We start from the raw sequence: 16,481 nt of genomic DNA, 5'->3' as shown, positions 1-16,481 counted from the left end.
TCAGAGCCATCCCGTGGTCGTCAGGCCCGGCAGGTTGATCGCCAGGAACTTGGTGAAGAGCCAGAACACCGGTGCCGAGATCAGCAGGCCGGTCACGATGTCGGTGGTCCAGGTGCGCGGCGCATTGACGGCCGCCTGGCCGCTCGCGCGCCGCAGGCCCTGCACGGCCAACAGGTAGCACAGCGTGCAGCTCAGGATGAAGCCGATGGTGGTGATCAGCGCCGCGTTGAGCAGCAACCCGGCCGTCACCCAGGCGAAGCCGCTCCAGTAGGTCTGCACCGCACCGGAAGGCGCATCCATCTCGCGGAAACCGCCGGTGCGCGACTCCCAGATGATCCAGGCGCCGCACACCGTGAGCGCGACCGACACCAGCCAGGGCAGGAAGTTGGGGCCGACGCCGCCGTAGCCGGCCTCGGACGAGATGCCGATCGCGCCGAAGCCGAGCGCCAGGCCGGTGAGAAGGATGCCGACGCCGACCAGCGTCTGCGGCCAGACGGCAGACGGCGGCGATTGGGGCTCGAGCGACGCGTATCCGCTCGAGAGGGGGTCGATGTTGGACATTGTTCTGGACCTCGCGTTGGTCAAGGAAGAAAGGAGCACGCCGCCGGGCGTGCTCCCGCGCTTTCGCGAATGCGCGCTCAGACCATGCCGGACTTGATCATGGTCGCGCGCAGGCTCGCGAACTCGTCGTCCACGAACTTGGCGAAGGCCTCGCCCGACAGGACGGCCGGCGTCCAGTCGTTCTTCTTCATGGCCTCGGCCCAGGTCGGCGTCTTGATCGCCGCCAGCACCAGGTCGGTCAACGCCTTGCGCTGCTCGGCCGTGATGCCGGGCGCGCCGTAGACGCCGCGCCAGTTGCCGATCTCGACGTCGATGCCTTGCTCCTTGAGCGTCGGCACGGTGCTGCCGGGCAGGCGCGTGCCGGAGGTGACGGCGATGGCGCGCATCTTGCCCGTCTTGATGTATTCGGCGAACTCGCTGTAGCCGCTGCCGCCGACGGTGACGTTGCCGCCCAGGATGGCCGCCGTGGCTTCGCCGCCGCCGCGGAAGGCGACGTAGTTGATCTTGGACGGATCGACGCCGACCTTCTGCGCGATCATGGCCGCGGCGATGTGCTCGGTGGAGCCGCGCGAACCGCCGCCCCACTTGACGCTGCCCGGGTCCTTCTTGAGCTGCTCGACCACATCCTTCATGGTCTTCAGCGGCGAACTCGCCGGCAGCACGAACACGTTGTACTCGCTCGTGATGCGCGCGATCGGCGTGGCCTGCGAGAGGTTGACCGGCGGCTTGCCGGTGATGATGCCACCCAGCATCACGGCGCCCATCACCATCAGCGCATTCGGGTCGCCCTTGGAGCCGTTGACGAACTGGGCCAGGCCGAGCGCACCGGCGGCGCCGCCCTTGTTGTCGTAGGTGACCGTGTCGGCGAGCTTGCTGTCGGTCATCGCCTTGCCCAGCGCACGGCCCGTGGTGTCCCAACCGCCGCCAGGATTGGCCGGGATCATCATCTTGACGTTGGGGCCGGCCCAAGCCGAGAGTGGCAAGGCACCGGTGGCGGCCAGGGCGGCCAGGGACTTCAGAAAGGTATCTCGACGCATGCATGTCTCCTTGGATCTAGGAAGCTGAACGCCCGCTATGATGCGCCGCCCCGCTGTCAGTTGGCTGTCCGGCACACTGGGGTAAACACCGAAATTCCGGCCATGAAGCTGCTGCTAGTCGAAGACGATCCGTCGATGCAAACCACGCTGCAGCGCACGCTCGGGCGCCGCATGATCGACGTGCGTCTTTGCGGCGACGGCGCGGAGGCGCTCGCGCAATGGCGCGCCCTCGAGCCCGACGTGGTGGCGCTCGACCTCAGCCTGCCCACGCTGGACGGCCTGCAGGTGCTGGCGCAGGCGCGTGCCGAAGGCCTGCGCACGCCGGTGCTGCTCCTGACCGCGCGCGGCACGGTCGGCGACCGCGTCGTCGGCCTCAACGCAGGCGCCGACGACTACCTGCCCAAGCCCTTCGACCTCGACGAACTCGAAGCGCGCATCCGCGCCCTGCACCGGCGCCACCGGAGCGCTGGGCCCGAGGCCTTGACCCAGCTGCAGGTCGGCGGATTGCGCTACGAAGCCGACAGCGGCGCCATCTACCACCGCGCCGAGGTGCTCGAGCTCACGCCGCGCGAGCTCGCGCTGCTCAAGGCGCTGATGGTCAAGCCGGGTCACGCGGTCAGCAAGGAACGCCTGTTCGAGCTGGTCTTTCCCGGTGAGACGGACGTGCAGTACGAAGCGATCGAGGTCGTCGTCTACCGGCTGCGCAAGAAGCTGGCCGGCACCGGCGCCGCCTTGATGACGCTGCGCGGCCTGGGCTATCTGCTGCGCGAAGAACGATGATCCGGCCCTTCTCGCTGCGCGCCAGGCTGCTGGTCGGCATCCTGGCGCCGGTCGCGCTGTTCATCGTGATCAACAGCGTGAGCCTCTACCGCCAGAGCCTTGCGGCCGCGACCACCGCCTATGACCGCACGCTGCTCGCCTCGGCCAAGACCATCGGCGAGCAGCTCGATGTGGAGGGCTATGACGAGGCCGCGTCGCTGCGCGCCATCGTCCCCTACTCCGCGCTCGAAGCCTTCGAGGCCGACAACAAGAGCCGCATGTTCTACCGCGTGTCGGCGCAGGACGGCGAAATGATCTCGGGCTTTGCCGAACTTCCCTTCTGGCGCGGCAAGCTGCCGGACCGGCCGCCTTATGCGGCGCTGGTGGACTTCTACGATGCACGCTTCCGCGAGCAGCCGGTGCGCGTGGCGGTGCTGCTGCAGCCGGTGGCAAGCGCGCGCGGGCGCGGCATGGCCGTGGTTCAGGTGGCCGAGACGTTGGAGCTGCGCGAGACGCTGGCGCGCAAGCTGCTCATCGACACGCTCTGGCGCCAGCTGGTGCTGCTGGGCGTGATCGCGGGGGTCACCGTGTTCGTGGTGCAGCGCGCGACCCGGCCGGTGCGCGAGCTGGGCGAAGCCATCGAGGCCCGGGCCGCCGACGACCTCTCGCCGATCGACGCACCCGATGCGCCGCGCGAGCTGCGCCCGCTGGTCGACGCCACCACCCGGGTCATGGGTCGGCTGCAGCGGCTCCTGGACCACCAGAAGCGTTTCGTGCGCGACAGCGCGCACCAGCTGCGCACGCCGCTGGCCGTGCTCAAGGCCCAGGTGCAGTCGGCGCGCCGCGGCGACGTGCCGACCGCGCAGGCGCTGGGCGAGATCAGCGAAACAGTGGAGCGCGCGACCCTGCTTGCCAACCAGATGCTCTCGCTCGCCAAGGTGGAGCAGTTGCGGCAGCAGCCCGAGTCGGCGACGCTGGAGCTCGGCGAGGCGGTGCGCCAGGTGGCGCTCGACCTGTCGCCGCTGCTGGCGGACAAGGCACTCGACTTCGAGCTCTCGGTCGACGCGGCGCCGGTATGGGTGCGCGCGCACCGCTGGATGCTGCAGGAACTCGCGCGCAACCTGCTGCACAACGCCATCAAGCACAGCCCCCGCGGCGGCGCGCTCGCGGTCCGCGTGCATGCCGAGGGCGAGATGGCGGTGCTCGGCGTGTGCGACGACGGACCCGGCATCTCCGACGAATTGCGGCAGCGCCTCTTCGCGCCCTTCGCGGCCGGCGACCTGGCCAGCGGCTCCGGACTCGGGCTGGCGATCTGCCGCGAAATCGTGCTCGCGCTGGACGGGCGCATCGCACTCGACAACCGGGAAGCCAGCGGACAGCATGTCGGGCTGGATGCCGTCGTGCATCTCCCGCTGGCGCGCGATACTTGAAGCACATGGATCGACTTCGCATCGACAAGTGGCTCTGGGCCGCACGCTTCTTCAAGACCCGCTCGCTCGCGGCCGAAGAGATCGCAAAGAACCGCGTGCAGGTCAACGGCGACGTGGCCAAGGCCTCGCGCGAGGTGAAGGTGGGCGACACGGTGGCGATGCGGCTCGGCGCCCTGACGCGCATCGTCCTGGTGCGCGGCCTCAGTGGCCAGCGCGGCCCGGCGCCGGTGGCGCAGCAGCTCTACGAAGAAACGCCCGAGAGCCTGGCGGCGCAGGCGGCCGCGCGCGAGCAGCGCCGCATGGGCAGCGAGCCGGCGCTCAGCATCGAACAGGGGCGGCCCACCAAGCGCGACCGGCGCGAGCTCGACCAGGCGCGCCGCGTCGACTGGGACAGCCGCTGGAGCGCATCGCTGGATCCCGACGACAGTTGAACATCGCGTACCCTCTCGGGCTTGTCGTTTCCGAGAGGAGTACCTGCGCATGCCCAGCTTCAAGAAGTACCGCGTCGGCAGCAAGTTCAAGTTCGCCGCCATCGATTCCGCCGATACGACTTTCATCGAAGGGCACGAGGACACGCAGCGCGAGCGGCTCGATGCGCTGGCGGTCGAACTCGACGAGCTGCAGAACCTGCTGCATGCCGAGGGCCGACGCAAGCTGCTGCTGGTGCTGCAAGGCATGGACACCAGCGGCAAGGACGGCACCATCCGCTGGGTGTTCTCGCGCACCTCGCCGCTCGGCGTGCGGGTGACGGCCTTCAAGGTGCCGAGCGAAGAGGAACGCGCACACGACTACCTGTGGCGTTGCCACGCCGCGGTACCGCGCAACGGCGAGATCATGGTGTGGAACCGCAGCCACTACGAAGACGTGCTGGTGCCGGTGGTCGAAGGCTGGATCGACAAGGCCGAGATTCAGCGCCGCCACGCGCAGATCAACGACTTCGAGCGACTGCTCGCCGAGACCGGCACGGTGATCGTCAAGTGCATGCTGCACATCAGCAAGGAAGTGCAGCGCGAACGCCTGCAGGCGCGCATCGACGAGCCCGACAAGCGCTGGAAATTCAAGCTGGGCGACCTGGACGCGCGCAAGAAGTGGGACGACTACCAGCGTGCCTACGAACAGGCGCTGGCCGCCACCTCCAGCGCCCACGCGCCCTGGCACGTGGTGCCGGCCGACAGCAAGCGCCATCGAAACCTGATGATCGCGCAGCTGCTTGTGAAGACCCTGCGCGAGATGAAGCTCAAGGCGCCGGCCGCCGATCCGGCCCTGGACGGGCTGGTCGTTCAGTAGCCACCTCCCCCAAATGGCGTATTGAAGGGGCTGGGGCCCGGTGGGAGACTTCGCGCTCGCTCGATTCCGGGCCATCACTAACGCCAAGGACAAAGATGGACGTCTTGACCTACTCAGAGCTGCTCACGGGCCTTCTTGCGGCCCTTGGCACCGGCATGCTGCTCCTCACGGCAACCAGCAGGGAGCCGAAGGCGCTGCACGACGAGATCGCGCACCGGGTCGAACAGTCGATCGCCCTGCTCGACGACTGCAAGGACGCGCCCTCGCGCTGACCTCCGCCACAGCCGGAGCGCTGCCGGCTGTCATCAAAGATCGGTCAGCTCGTCATTGATGGCGCGCGCGGTCTTCATGAGATCCGGAACCAGGCGGCGCAGCACGTCCGCCAGCAGCCAGCGCGGCGAAGGCACCGCGATGTTGACGGCGCCGACCGGCTCGCCCGCGCGGTTCACGAGCGGCGCCGCGATCGAGATGTCGCCTACAAAGGCTTCCTGGTCATTCAGCGCATAGCCGAGTTCGCGCACTTTCGCGAGCACTGCGCGCAACCCCGGTAGATCGGTCACGGTGCGCTTGGTCATTGGCGTTCGCTTGGCCGCCGCCAGTATCGCGAGCGCCGCCTCTTCGTCGAGCTGCGCCAGGATCGCGCGGCCGGCAGCGCTGCAGAAGGCCGGCAGGCGCGAACCCACGTGCAGGTCGACGCTGACCGCGTGCAGGCTCGGGAAACGCGCGACATAGACGATCTCCTGGCCTTCCAGCTCCATCAGGTTCACGGTTTCGCCGGTCTTGCGGTTCAGCGCATCGAGATGCGGCGTCACCTTGTCGCGCAGGCGGTCCGTCGCCAGCACGGTGTGGCCGAACTCGAGCATCCGACCTGAGAGCGTGAAGGCCCGCGTGACGGGATGCTGGCGCAGGTAGCCCAGCGCGTGCAGCGTGTGCGTGATGCGCTGCACCGCGCTGCGGTCCATCTGCGCAATGGCTGACAGTTCCGTCAACGCCACCGCGCGCCCGGCGGCGTTGAGCGCCTCCAGCACCTGGAAGCACTTGGCGACCGAACCCATGAAGAGCGGGCTTTCGAGCCCGGCGCCGGCCTTGCGCGCCTTGCGGGCGGCCGCTGCAGCAGTGGATCTGGCTTGGGACATGCTTGCCTCGAGATCGATCGCGCATTATTGCATTGCGATATCACATATTGATAAACAATATGACAGGTAATACAGTGCGCGATTCACGAATCCTCGATGTTGCGACGTTCCCTTTTGACCGCCTTCCTGCTCGCCGCCGCCCTGCCCGGCGCCGCGGCGCACGCGCTGCAGCGCCGACGATCCGGCGCCGCTGCCGATGCCGGACGTGCCGGTGCGTGAAACGCAGCTCGCCGTCGCGGTCGTCGGTGCAGGCGTCGTCGGCAGCTGCATTGCGCTCGCGCTGCAGAAGCGCGGCGCCGCGGTCACGCTGATCGATCGCGACGAGCCCGGGCGCGGCTGCAGCTACGGCAACTCGGGCGCCATCAGCCCGGGCTCGCTGGCGCCGCTCGCGATGCCGGGGATTCTGTCCTCGGTACCCGGCATGCTGCTGGACGAGGAAAGCCCGCTGCACCTTCCGATGCGCTACCTGCCGACGGCGCTGCCCTGGCTGCTGCGCTTCGTCGCCTCCGCGCAGCCCTCGCGCGTCGCGCTCTCGGCCGCCAAGCTGGCCGCGCTGCACGCGGGCGCCGTCGACCGCCACGCCCAGCTTGCGCGCGAGCTGGGCGTGCCCGAGTTGTTCGTGCGCCGCGGACATCTGCATCTCTATCCCGACGCGCGGGCGCTGGCCAAGGACGCCGGCACCTGGCGCATGCGCAGGTACTACGGCTACCAGTTTCAGCAACTCGACCGCGCCGGCATCCTGGCGCTCGAGCCGCGCGTGGGCGAGCGCTACCAGGTCGGCGTCTTCATGGCCGACCACGCGACCATCGTCAATCCCTTCCGCTACGTGCAGGCGATGGTGCGCGGCTTCGCCAGGCGCGGCGGCCAACAGCGGCGCGACGAGGTGCAGGCGATGACGCCGCTGGCCGACGGGCGCTGGCAACTGCGCACGGCCGCCGAGGCCGATGCCGCGGCCAACACCTTCGATCGGGTCGTGGTGGCCGCCGGCGCGTGGGCGCGCCGGCTGCTGGACCCCCTCGGCGTGCGGCTCGCACTCGAAAGCCAGCGCGGCTACCACGTGCAGTTCGACGGCGGTCGCGACACCGTCTCGCGCACCGTGATCCTGGCCGACCGCAAGATCTTCGTCACGCCGATGGAAGACGGCCTGCGCGTGGGCGGCACGGTGGAGTTCGGCGGCCTCGCGAGCCCGCCCGAACCGCGCCGCGCCGCGATCCTCGAGCGCATTGCACGCGAGACCTTCGGCGGGCTCGAGGCGCTGTCGTCCACGCAGTGGATGGGCCACCGGCCCTGCATGCCCGATTCGGTGCCGGTCATCGGCCCGGCAGCCGGCCGGCCCGGCCTGTGGCTCGCGGTCGGCCACGGGCACCTGGGCCTCACGGATTCCATCAACACCGCGCAGCGCATTGCCGATGGCATGCTCGCCGCGCGGCCGGGATAGCCTCGTTGCCTCGCGGCTGGTGGCGCCCAGCGCCAGCTGTGCCTCGATCGCTGCGCGGCGCGCCGCCACCTCGCCGAAGAAGCTGTCCAGCCCGAGGCTGGCCGAGTTCAGCACGCTGCCCAGCACGATGCCCATCAGGGGAATGGCGTAGCGCGGGTCGTACCAGGGCTCGGGTCTGATCGCGGTCGCCAGCGCCAGCACCACGGTCGCCACGCTCGACAGCGTCACCACCAGCGCGCCGATGCGGTAGTTGCCGCCGCCCTGGAGCCTTTGCCTCGGCCGGACGGCCACCTCGCGCGCCGCGGCCAGGATCATCAGCACGACGATCGCCAGCGTGGCGGCGGCCGATGCCGCGCCGAACACGAGCCGCAGCACCAGGCCCACGAGCAGCAGCTGAACCATCATCCGCAGCGCCGCCCACAGCATGGGCCAGTGCAGCCGCAAGCGCAGCACGAGCGATGCGCCTGCATTGACGAGTACGAGCAGCGCGGCCAGCGCGACGTCCACGATATCGAGGTGGACGACGCTCATTGGATAACCTCCGCGCTGCGCGCTACGGTATTCGCCTTGGGAACGGCCCGGCGGCTCATAGCGGATGCAGCTTCCCCTCGATCATCTCGAAGGCACGCCGGCTCATTCGCCCGGCCTGCTCGCGCGAATGCGTGACCAGGAGAATGGCCAGGCCGGCATCGAGGCGGTTGCGAAGCAGGGCCTCCATGGCCGAGGCCGAGGCGGGATCGAGCGAGGCGGTGGGCTCGTCGAGCAGCAGCACCCGGGGCGCGCGGGCCAGCGAACGCACGAGCGCCAGCCGCTGGCGCTCGCCGGTCGACAGCCTTGCGATGTCGACGCGAAGCACGTCGAGCGCGAGATCCAGCGTTGGCAGCAGCGCATGGATCAGCGCCGCATCGCCCGAACGGAAATGCGCCGCGGCGTCCGGCGCCCACCAGGCCGGCTCGGCCGCCTGGTAGACCACGCGCCGCCGCCATTCGGGCGCGGGCCAGCTGTCGCGGCTGCGCCCTTCGAGCTCGACCTCGCCGGTGCCCGGGTCCATGTCGGCAATCAGGCGCAGCAGCACGCTCTTCCCGGAGCCCGACTTGCCGAGGACGGCCACGCATTCGCCATGGCCGATCTCCATATCGAAGGGGCCGCCGAAGGCGGAGTGCAGCCCGCGGATGGAGAGCAAGGGGGAACTCATGTCTCCTCGATCATCCATCCACAGACGTCGTTGCGCAGCATGTGGGTCCCTCCGCCGATACCCAGCCAGGCCATGGCTGGTCAAGCATCATGCGCGTCGTTGAGGGTCGGCGTCGAAGGCTGGCGCCCGCGCGTGCAGGTCGTCGCGGGTAATCCTCGGTGCGACATGGCGCCGATACCAACGCCGCACCCCGAGAAAGATGCCCGCCATCACGACGGCCAGCAAGAGCCCGGCCACGATGTCGGCCGGGAAATGAACCCCGACGTAGACACGTGCCCAGCCGGTGATCGCGGCCACGGCCGCCACGCCGATGCCCAGATCCCAAAGCCGGGGACGCAGCAGAAACACCAGCGCAACCGTGAACATCACCGCAGCGTGCGCACTCGGCAGCGATCCGCGCGCGCCATGGGCAATGTAGGCCGGGCTCAATCCCAGCATGAAAGGACGCGGTAGATTCAGCGCCGTGGCGATGGCATGCGCGATCACCGCGGTGGCCACCGCAAAGGCCAGCGTCGCCATCACGTAGCCGCGTTCCGACGGCCGCCGCCAGGCGGCCCATCCCATGAGGGCCATGCCGGCCCAGGCCCCGCCCAGCGCGATGGCCGACGCCACGGGCAGAAGCCACGGGCTGGGCTCGTAGCCCGCCGCAATCCATTGAAGCAGGGCAAGATTCAGCGCCTTCATACGAGCATGAAGCCGCGAAGGCGCGTGGTCGGCATGGCGCCACTCTAGGTGGCGCTTGTGAAGGCAAGCTGAATACCGGATTCAGCTTTGGCATGTCTGCTAGTGCCAATGGAGTGGGCCGCCCAAGTCCTCGCGGGAGGACCGCCTGCAATCCACCAGCGGCGTGCACCCCTGCATCGTCGCGGGATGCGGTAGCGGAGCACCCGGGAAGGCCACCTGTACGAAGCATGCACGGGCGTGCGACAGTTGACCAAAAGCGAGGCTCCGATGAAAGAGATCCGACTACGCTGTTCCGATGGGATCGCTAAAGACGATGAGCAGCTCACCGTTGAAGGCGTGCCGGTTCACCCGGGCGGAGGGCTGTGGCACCCCGATACGCCCGGCAACCGATGGACCCTTGAACAGGTCATGGCGGCCGGCAACGAGACCTACGGCGCCGGCACTCACTGGATCGAGGAACGCGAGGCCTGACGCCCTCTTACCCTCTTATCATCTCGCCCGTTCTCTTTCCCTCGCCCTGACATGGGCCGCTTTTCCCAGTGCTCCGCGCTCTCCTCTGCCTGCTTCTTGCCCTTCCCTTTGCCGGTCAAGCCCAGCCCCGAACCTGCCCAGTCGTCGGCACAAGTGACGGCGACACCCTCACGGCCCGCTGTGGATCGCTTGGCTCGTATGAGCAGGTGAAGGTCCGCCTCGCCGCGATCGACGCGCCTGTCACACCAGCCCTACGGCCAGCGCATCTCGCCGCGCGACGCCAATCGGTACGGCCGCCATGACGCCAAGATCAGCGCTTGAACTCGCGTCTCGGCAGAACGTCGCCGCTGCCCAATGCGCCCACTGACCCGATGGCCATTTCCCGAGAGTCAGGTCTGATATCGCCGAACCATCAGCCGCCTCCTCAACTGGATGGAGAAACGAGGCGCAACCAAAAACAGCAAAGCCCGCAGTCAGCGGGCTTTGAAGACACCTTCCCCATCGCGGTCGGCTCGTCAGGCTTTCACCTGGCCGGTGCCGACTTACGCGTATATGCGGTGACCGCATGCTCGGCACTCAACGCTATCGAGGCTAGAGACGGGCGCCGTCCCATGTCTTCACCATCCATCGATCGTGTGCATGGTCAAGTACATGGGATCGCAACAGACGCCGGCCGTTCTTCGGTGGCTTGAGGGTTTGGGGGTGAGGAACGAGGCGGCGTCGGATAACACTACCCGAACAGAAACGGTGCGCGCGCCCGAGCGGCTTCCGCCCCAGCTTCCAAAGATGTCGCCGAAGAAGTAGTGCCCTATTCTTCGGGGGATCCCCCGCCAGCGGAGAGGCGGGTATGAAGGGCGTACAAAAGCAAAACGGCCCGCGAAGGGCCGTCTTTACTAGCTATCTGGCGGAACCGGAGGGATTCGAACCCTCGATGAGGCTCTACACCCCATACTCCCTTAGCAGGGGAGCACCTTCGGCCACTCGGTCACAGTTCCTGGAAGCCGCAATTATGCCAGCTTAGGCGGCCGGTTGATCGAGATCGAAGGCCTTGTGGAGCGCGCGCACTGCGAGCTCCATGTACTTTTCGTCGATCACCACCGAGGTCTTGATCTCGCTGGTCGAGATCATCTGGATGTTGATGCCCTCCTCGCTCAGCACGCGGAACATCTTGCTCGCCACGCCGACGTGGCTGCGCATGCCGATGCCGACGATGCTGACCTTGCAGATCTTGGTGTCGCCGACGATGTCGGCGGCGCCCAGGGTCGGCAGCACCTTGGCCCTGAGCAGATCGACCGCCTTCGCATAGTCGTTGCGGTGCACGGTGAAGCTGAAGTCGGTGCGTCCGTCCTTGCTCAGGTTCTGGATGATGACGTCGACCTCGATGTTCGCATCGGCGATGGCGCCGAGGATGTGGTACGCGATGCCCGGCTTGTCGGGCACGCCGAGCACGGAGATCTTGGCTTCGTCGCGGTTGAAAGCGATGCCGGATACGACGGCTTGTTCCATGTTTTCGTCTTCCTCGAATGTGATCAGGGTGCCGGAGCGAGCTTCTTCCTTGATGTCGATGTCCCACGGCGTGAAGCTCGACAGCACGCGCAGCGGCACCTGGTACTTGCCGGCAAACTCGACCGAGCGGATCTGCAGCACCTTGGAGCCCAGGCTCGCCATCTCGAGCATTTCTTCGAAGCTCACGGTGGTCAGCCGGCGCGCGTCGGGTTCGACGCGCGGGTCGGTGGTGTAGACGCCGTCGACATCGGTGTAGATCAGGCACTCGTGCGCCTTCATCGCCGCCGCGATCGCGACCGCCGAGGTGTCGCTGCCGCCGCGCCCCAGCGTGGTGATGTTGCCCGCCTCGTCGACGCCCTGGAAGCCGGTGACGACAACCACCTTGCCGGCGTCGAGGTCGGCGCGCACGCGCTCGTCGTCGATGCTTTCGATGCGGGCCTTGGTGAAGGCGCTGTCGGTCTTGACCTGAACCTGCCAGCCGGCGTAGCTGACCGCCTGCATGCCCTCGGCCTGCAGCGCGATCGCCAGCAGCGCCGACGAAGCCTGCTCGCCGGTGGAAGCCAGCATGTCGAGCTCGCGGTTGTGGTCGTCGCCGGGTTTGGGCGGGGCCAGCTCTTTGGCGAGGCCGAGCAGGCGGTTGGTTTCGCCGCTCATCGCGCTCGGCACCACCACCATCTGGTGGCCGGCGCGTGCCCACTTGGCGACGCGCTTGGCGACATTCCGGATGCGCTCGGTCGAGCCCATCGACGTGCCGCCGTATTTGTGAACGATCAATGCCATGGGTGAAGTCAGGACAGAAGGATTCGGATACCGCGATGACGGCATCCGTGTCCCGCCGCGGGCCATTCAGCGCGAGGGCTGCGGGCTACGGCAGGGGACGGGCATTGTACCAACGCAGAGACTCGCCTTCGCGCAGGACGTAACCGTCGGCAACCTTGAGGCGGATGCGGTGGCCGCGCGTGCTGCAGGCCTCGATCTGGTCGAGCAGCTGCTCGAGCTGGGCCTCGCTGGGCACCGCGCCGTGATCGCGCTTGAGCCAGTGGCGCAGGGCGTTGGCGAGACGTTCGCGCGGCAATGCACGCAAGGCGGCCAGCGCAGGCGGCGAGCCCGCGGCCGCGATGTCCCCGGCGGCGACCTCGGTCAGCAGGCCCGACGCCTTGGCCGCGTTGCGTGCCGAGCGCGCGAATGTTTCGTGAAATTGCGGCAGCGCCGCGGCAAGCGCCGGCAGCACCTGCAGCCGGATGCGGTTGCGCGTGTAGCGCAGGTCGGCGTTGCTCGGGTCGTCGATGTGCGCGACGCCGCTGGCGGCGATCCACTCGCGCAGCGCGCTCGCATGCACATCGAGCAGCGGTCGGTGGAAGTCGACGCCATGCCGCTCGATCTGCCGCGGCATGCCGGCCAACCCGTCGAGGCCGGCACCTCGGCTGAGCGCGATGAGCATCGTCTCGACCTGGTCGTCGGCATGCTGGGCCAGCGCGACATGCCGCAGGCCATGGGCCTGGGCCAGCGCCGCCAGCGTCGCGTAGCGCGCCCGGCGCGCCGCGTCTTCAGGGCTCTCGCCGGGCGCATGCCGGGCATCGACACGGCCCACGTGCAGCGGCACGCCCAGCGCGCTGCACGTGGCGGCACAATGGTCCTCGAAGTCGTCGGCCGCCTGCTGCAGGCCGTGATGCACGTGCAGCGCCTGGATCTGTCCGGGCCAGCGCTGCGCCGCGGCATGCAGCAGCGCCGTGGAATCGGCGCCGCCGCTGTAAGCGATGCCCAGCGGCAAGGGCGCCACCCAGGACGCGAGCGCTGGGGCGGCAGGATTCTCCATGGGGTGCGGCAGGCGGGCAATTGCCCGCGCGATGCCTACTTGGCGCTTTCGGCCTTGGTGTCGGCGAAGCGGCCGTAGCTCTGCAAGCGCTCGTAGCGGCGGTCGAGCAGTTCCTTCGGCTTCAGGTCGCTGACCTGGCGGAAGGCGTCGTTGAGGGCACGCTTGAGGAAGGCCGCCATCTGCCGATGGTCGCGATGCGCGCCGCCGACCGGCTCGTTGACGATCTTGTCGACCAGGCCCAGGGCCTTGAGCCGGTGCGCGGTGATGCCGAGCGCATCGGCCGCTTCCTGTGCCTTGTCGCTGGTCTTCCAGAGGATCGAGGCGCAGCCTTCGGGGCTGATCACCGAGTAGATGGAGTACTGCAGCATCAGGAGCTGATCGCCGACCGAGATGGCGAGCGCACCGCCGGAACCGCCCTCGCCGATGATGGTCACGATGACCGGCACCTCGAGCTGCGCCATCTCGAAGATGTTGCGGCCGATGGCTTCGGACTGGCCGCGCTCCTCGGCATCGATGCCCGGGTAAGCGCCCGGCGTGTCGACGAAGGTGAACACCGGCAGCTTGAATTTTTCGGCGGTCTTCATGAGCCTGAGCGCCTTGCGGTAGCCCTCGGGCTTGCTCATGCCGAAGTTGCGCGCGGTCCGCTCCTTGGTGTCGCGGCCCTTCTGGTGGCCCAACACCATGCAGGGCGTGCCGTTGAAGCGCGCCAGGCCGCCGACGATCGAAAGATCGTCCGCAAAGTGGCGGTCGCCGTGCAGTTCGACGAAGTCGGTGAAGATCTCGCCCACGTAGTCGAGCGTGTAGGGCCGTTCCGGATGCCGCGCGATCTTGGTGATCTGCCAGGGCGTCAGGTCGCTGTAGATTTCCTTGGTGAGCTGCAGGCTCTTCTTGCCGAGCTGATCGATCTCTTCCGAAATGTCGACCGCCGATTCGGTCTGTACATAGCGCAGTTCTTCGATCTTGGATTCGAGCTCCGCAACGGGTTGCTCGAAGTCGAGGAAGGTTCGTTTCGCCAACGTCTTCTCCTGTTGTCAGTATGCGACCGGTAGCGGGTCGAGCGATCGCCAAATATACCAAGTCGCGACGCTGCAATACGGTGCCCAGGCCACAGCGACCTCGCGGGCATCGCTGCGGCTCACCGGGTCGCCCGAGAAATAGCTCTGGCTGATGCCGTTGATCAGCCCGATGTCGTCCAGCGGCAGCACGTTGGGTCGCATCAGGTGGAAGATGAGGAACATCTCGGCGGTCCAGCGTCCGATCCCGCGGATCGCGACCAGCTCGGCGACGATCATCTCGTCGGACATGTCTTCCCAGGCGTCGACGTGCACCACGCCCGCATCGAAGTGCAAGGCCAGGTCGACCAGGTACTCGATCTTGCGCGCCGACAAGCCGGCGGCACGCATGTCGTCGACCTTGAGTTTCAGCACGTTGGCCGGCGTCATCCTGCGCGGCAGCTCGGCGAAGCGGTCCCAGACGGACTGCGCCGCCTTCACCGAGATCTGCTGGCCGACGATGCTGCGCGCCAGCGTGGTGAAGGCGTCGCCGCGCGACTCCAGGCAGGCGTCGCCGAACTGCGGGATCAGCCGCTTCATGACGCGGTCTTTCTTGGCCAGGTGCTTGCAGGCTTCTTCCCAGTAGTCGGGGGTGAAGACCTCGATGGTCGGTTTCTTGGCGGCAGGCATTTTTTCTTCTCGACCCCTTACTTGGACACGGTCCACGTCGTACCGGTCGGCGAGTCCTTCAGCACGATGCCCTGGGCGAGCAGATCGTTGCGGATGCGGTCGGCCTGCGCGAAGTTCTTTGCCGCCTTGGCTTCGGCGCGCTGTGCGATCAGGACCTGGATCGAGGCATCGTCGAGCGTGCTGCCGGCCTGCAGGAATTGCTGCGGATCGGCCTGCAGCAGGCCGATGCAGCCGCCCAGCGCCTTCAGCAGCCCGGCAGCCTCGGCCGAGCGCGTGCGGTTCACCTCGCCGGCCAGGTCGAAAAGAACGGCCACCGCTTCGGGCGTGCCGAAGTCCTCGTCCATCGCTGCCTTGAAGCGCGCGGCGTAGGACTCCAGCCAGTCGATCGCGACCGCTGCCGGCGCCACCAGGTGCAGCGCCGTGTAGAGCCGCTTGAGCGAGGCGCGCGCATCGTCGAGGTGCACGTCGCTGTAGTTGAGCGGGCTGCGGTAGTGCGCGCGCACGACGAAGAAGCGCACGGTCTCGGCGTCGTACTGCTTGAGCACGTCGCGGATCAGGAAGAAGTTGCCCAGGCTCTTGGACATCTTCTCGTCGTCGATGTTGATGAAGCCGTTGTGCATCCAGACGCGGGCCAATGGCTTGCCGCTTGCGCCCTCGCTCTGCGCGATTTCATTTTCGTGATGGGGGAACTGCAGGTCCATGCCGCCGCCGTGGATGTCGACCGTCTCGCCGAGCAATTGGCAGGCCATGGCCGAGCACTCGATGTGCCAGCCGGGACGGCCCGCGCCGTAGTCGCTGGACCACTTGACCTCGTCGGGCTCGGCGGGCTTGGCGCTCTTCCACAGGACGGGGTCGAGCGGGTCTTCCTTGCCGTCCAGCACGGCCACGCGCTCGCCGGCATGGAGCTCGTCCAGCGTCTTCCCGCTCAGCTTGCCGTAGCCGGGGAACTTGCGCACCGCATAGTTGACGTCGCCGTTGGTCGAGCGATAGGCCAGGCCTTTCTTCTCGAGCGTGGCGATCATCGACAGCATCTGCGGAATGAATTCCGTGGCGCGCGGTTCGTGCGTGGGCCGCTCGATGCCCAGGGCGTCGGCATCCTCGTGCAGCGCATCGATCATGCGGTCAGTGAGCGCCCGGATGCTCTCGCCGTTCTCCACCGCGCGACGAATGATCTTGTCGTCGATGTCGGTGATGTTGCGCACGTAGTCGACCTCGAACCCCGACTGCTTCAGCCAGCGCTGCACCACGTCGAAGGCGATCATCGAGCGCGCATGGCCCAGGTGGCAGTAGTCGTAGACCGTCATTCCGCACACGTACATGCGCACCCGGCCGGGTTGCAAAGGAGAAAATTCCTCCAGCTCACGCGAGAGCGTGTTGTAGATGCGAAGACTCATGAGGCTCGGAACGCGTCGCTTCGCACCCATGCGATACAGGCGGGCGACAGGGGTTTTTCAGGGGTGTGGATGCTGTGGCAGCGAG

The 16,481-nt window shown here is 67.7% G+C and carries 18 protein-coding genes, 1 tRNA gene and 1 pseudogene; 8 read left to right on the top strand and 12 right to left on the bottom strand.

Annotated features, from left to right (window positions below):
• Both ACSQ86_RS12015 and ACSQ86_RS12010 read right to left on the bottom strand, forming a co-directional pair.
• On the bottom strand, positions 1 to 561 hold the full coding sequence (locus ACSQ86_RS12015) for a tripartite tricarboxylate transporter TctB family protein (protein WP_436308898.1): 561 nt from the start codon (positions 559 to 561) through the stop codon (positions 1 to 3).
• 77 nt (positions 562 to 638) lie between these two features.
• Entirely contained in the window at positions 639 to 1,598 is a 960-nt protein-coding gene (locus ACSQ86_RS12010; RefSeq protein WP_093109151.1) for a Bug family tripartite tricarboxylate transporter substrate binding protein, read from the bottom strand.
• A gap of 102 nt (positions 1,599 to 1,700) precedes the next feature.
• Between ACSQ86_RS12010 and ACSQ86_RS12005 the strand changes: the two genes are divergently transcribed.
• From ACSQ86_RS12005 to ACSQ86_RS11985, 5 genes are all read left to right on the top strand, one after another.
• Positions 1,701 to 2,378, top strand: a complete 678-nt coding sequence (locus ACSQ86_RS12005; RefSeq protein ID WP_436303793.1) for a response regulator — start codon at positions 1,701 to 1,703, stop codon at positions 2,376 to 2,378.
• Positions 2,375 to 3,787 carry a sensor histidine kinase gene (locus ACSQ86_RS12000; RefSeq protein ID WP_436303792.1) on the top strand — a complete coding sequence of 471 codons (1,413 nt, stop codon included), beginning with the start codon at positions 2,375 to 2,377 and terminating at the stop codon, positions 3,785 to 3,787. Before ACSQ86_RS12005 ends, ACSQ86_RS12000 begins: the two co-directional genes overlap by 4 nt.
• 5 nt (positions 3,788 to 3,792) lie before the next feature.
• Complete coding sequence (locus ACSQ86_RS11995) at positions 3,793 to 4,218, top strand: RNA-binding S4 domain-containing protein (RefSeq protein ID WP_093109148.1); 426 nt, start codon at positions 3,793 to 3,795, stop codon at positions 4,216 to 4,218.
• A gap of 49 nt (positions 4,219 to 4,267) precedes the next feature.
• The gene (locus tag ACSQ86_RS11990) at positions 4,268 to 5,074 is read left to right on the top strand and encodes a PPK2 family polyphosphate kinase (protein ID WP_436303791.1); all 807 of its coding nucleotides are present in this window, start codon (positions 4,268 to 4,270) and stop codon (positions 5,072 to 5,074) included.
• Positions 5,075 to 5,169: 95 nt separating this feature from the next.
• Positions 5,170 to 5,346 (top strand): hypothetical protein, encoded by a 177-nt coding sequence (locus ACSQ86_RS11985; RefSeq protein ID WP_170855677.1) that lies wholly within the window; start codon positions 5,170 to 5,172, stop codon positions 5,344 to 5,346.
• Between the two features lie 33 nt (positions 5,347 to 5,379).
• Here the strand turns inward: ACSQ86_RS11985 and ACSQ86_RS11980 are convergent, their stop codons facing one another.
• A complete protein-coding gene (locus ACSQ86_RS11980) occupies positions 5,380 to 6,210 on the bottom strand; it encodes an IclR family transcriptional regulator (protein ID WP_436303790.1) in 831 nt (276 codons plus the stop codon).
• A 96-nt stretch (positions 6,211 to 6,306) separates the two neighbouring features.
• Here ACSQ86_RS11980 and ACSQ86_RS11975 point away from each other — a divergent pair, with 96 nt between their 5' ends.
• Together ACSQ86_RS11975 and ACSQ86_RS11970 are read left to right on the top strand one after the other, a co-directional pair.
• A complete protein-coding gene (locus ACSQ86_RS11975; protein ID WP_280142649.1) occupies positions 6,307 to 6,429 on the top strand; it encodes a hypothetical protein in 123 nt (40 codons plus the stop codon).
• Complete coding sequence (locus ACSQ86_RS11970) at positions 6,407 to 7,648, top strand: NAD(P)/FAD-dependent oxidoreductase (protein WP_436303789.1); 1,242 nt, start codon at positions 6,407 to 6,409, stop codon at positions 7,646 to 7,648. The genes ACSQ86_RS11975 and ACSQ86_RS11970 overlap by 23 nt, the downstream gene beginning before the upstream one ends.
• A gap of 12 nt (positions 7,649 to 7,660) precedes the next feature.
• On the opposite strand, the pseudogene ACSQ86_RS11965 reads toward ACSQ86_RS11970, so the two are convergent.
• The 3 genes and pseudogenes from ACSQ86_RS11965 to ACSQ86_RS11955 form a co-directional block, all read right to left on the bottom strand.
• Positions 7,661 to 8,179: pseudogene (locus tag ACSQ86_RS11965) on the bottom strand (ABC transporter permease); the annotation flags it as partial.
• Positions 8,180 to 8,234: 55 nt separating this feature from the next.
• A complete protein-coding gene (locus ACSQ86_RS11960; RefSeq protein WP_436303787.1) occupies positions 8,235 to 8,843 on the bottom strand; it encodes an ABC transporter ATP-binding protein in 609 nt (202 codons plus the stop codon).
• Positions 8,844 to 8,930: 87 nt separating this feature from the next.
• Positions 8,931 to 9,527, bottom strand: coding sequence for a phosphatase PAP2 family protein (locus ACSQ86_RS11955; protein WP_436303786.1), 597 nt, complete (start codon positions 9,525 to 9,527; stop codon positions 8,931 to 8,933).
• 267 nt (positions 9,528 to 9,794) lie between these two features.
• On the opposite strand from ACSQ86_RS11955, the gene ACSQ86_RS11950 reads away from it, so the two are divergent.
• A complete protein-coding gene (locus ACSQ86_RS11950; RefSeq protein WP_436303785.1) occupies positions 9,795 to 9,998 on the top strand; it encodes a hypothetical protein in 204 nt (67 codons plus the stop codon).
• 902 nt (positions 9,999 to 10,900) lie between these two features.
• Here the strand turns inward: ACSQ86_RS11950 and ACSQ86_RS11945 are convergent.
• The 6 genes from ACSQ86_RS11945 to cysS all read right to left on the bottom strand — a co-directional run bounded on the left by ACSQ86_RS11945 (position 10,901) and on the right by cysS (position 16,396).
• Positions 10,901 to 10,993 (bottom strand) — tRNA-Ser (locus tag ACSQ86_RS11945).
• A gap of 22 nt (positions 10,994 to 11,015) precedes the next feature.
• Entirely contained in the window at positions 11,016 to 12,284 is a 1,269-nt protein-coding gene (locus ACSQ86_RS11940) for an aspartate kinase (RefSeq protein WP_093109140.1), read from the bottom strand.
• Positions 12,285 to 12,369: 85 nt separating this feature from the next.
• The gene (tilS, locus tag ACSQ86_RS11935; protein WP_436303784.1) at positions 12,370 to 13,320 is read right to left on the bottom strand and encodes a tRNA lysidine(34) synthetase TilS; all 951 of its coding nucleotides are present in this window, start codon (positions 13,318 to 13,320) and stop codon (positions 12,370 to 12,372) included.
• 35 nt (positions 13,321 to 13,355) lie between these two features.
• Positions 13,356 to 14,336, bottom strand: a complete 981-nt coding sequence (locus tag ACSQ86_RS11930) for an acetyl-CoA carboxylase carboxyltransferase subunit alpha (RefSeq protein WP_093109138.1) — start codon at positions 14,334 to 14,336, stop codon at positions 13,356 to 13,358.
• Between the two features lie 15 nt (positions 14,337 to 14,351).
• The gene (locus tag ACSQ86_RS11925) at positions 14,352 to 15,002 is read right to left on the bottom strand and encodes a DNA-3-methyladenine glycosylase family protein (protein WP_093109137.1); all 651 of its coding nucleotides are present in this window, start codon (positions 15,000 to 15,002) and stop codon (positions 14,352 to 14,354) included.
• A gap of 17 nt (positions 15,003 to 15,019) precedes the next feature.
• Positions 15,020 to 16,396: a cysteine--tRNA ligase gene (gene cysS, locus ACSQ86_RS11920; protein WP_436303783.1), complete on the bottom strand. Its 1,377-nt coding sequence runs from the start codon at positions 16,394 to 16,396 to the stop codon at positions 15,020 to 15,022.
• Positions 16,397 to 16,481 lie beyond the last annotated feature (85 nt).

The sequence above is a fragment of the Variovorax sp. LjRoot130 genome (genome assembly GCF_964253755.1).
Classification (GTDB): Bacteria; Pseudomonadota; Gammaproteobacteria; order Burkholderiales; family Burkholderiaceae_C; genus Variovorax.
The sequence above is the reverse complement of the archived record's forward strand: the minus strand, read 5'-3'. Positions and strand labels throughout refer to the sequence as shown.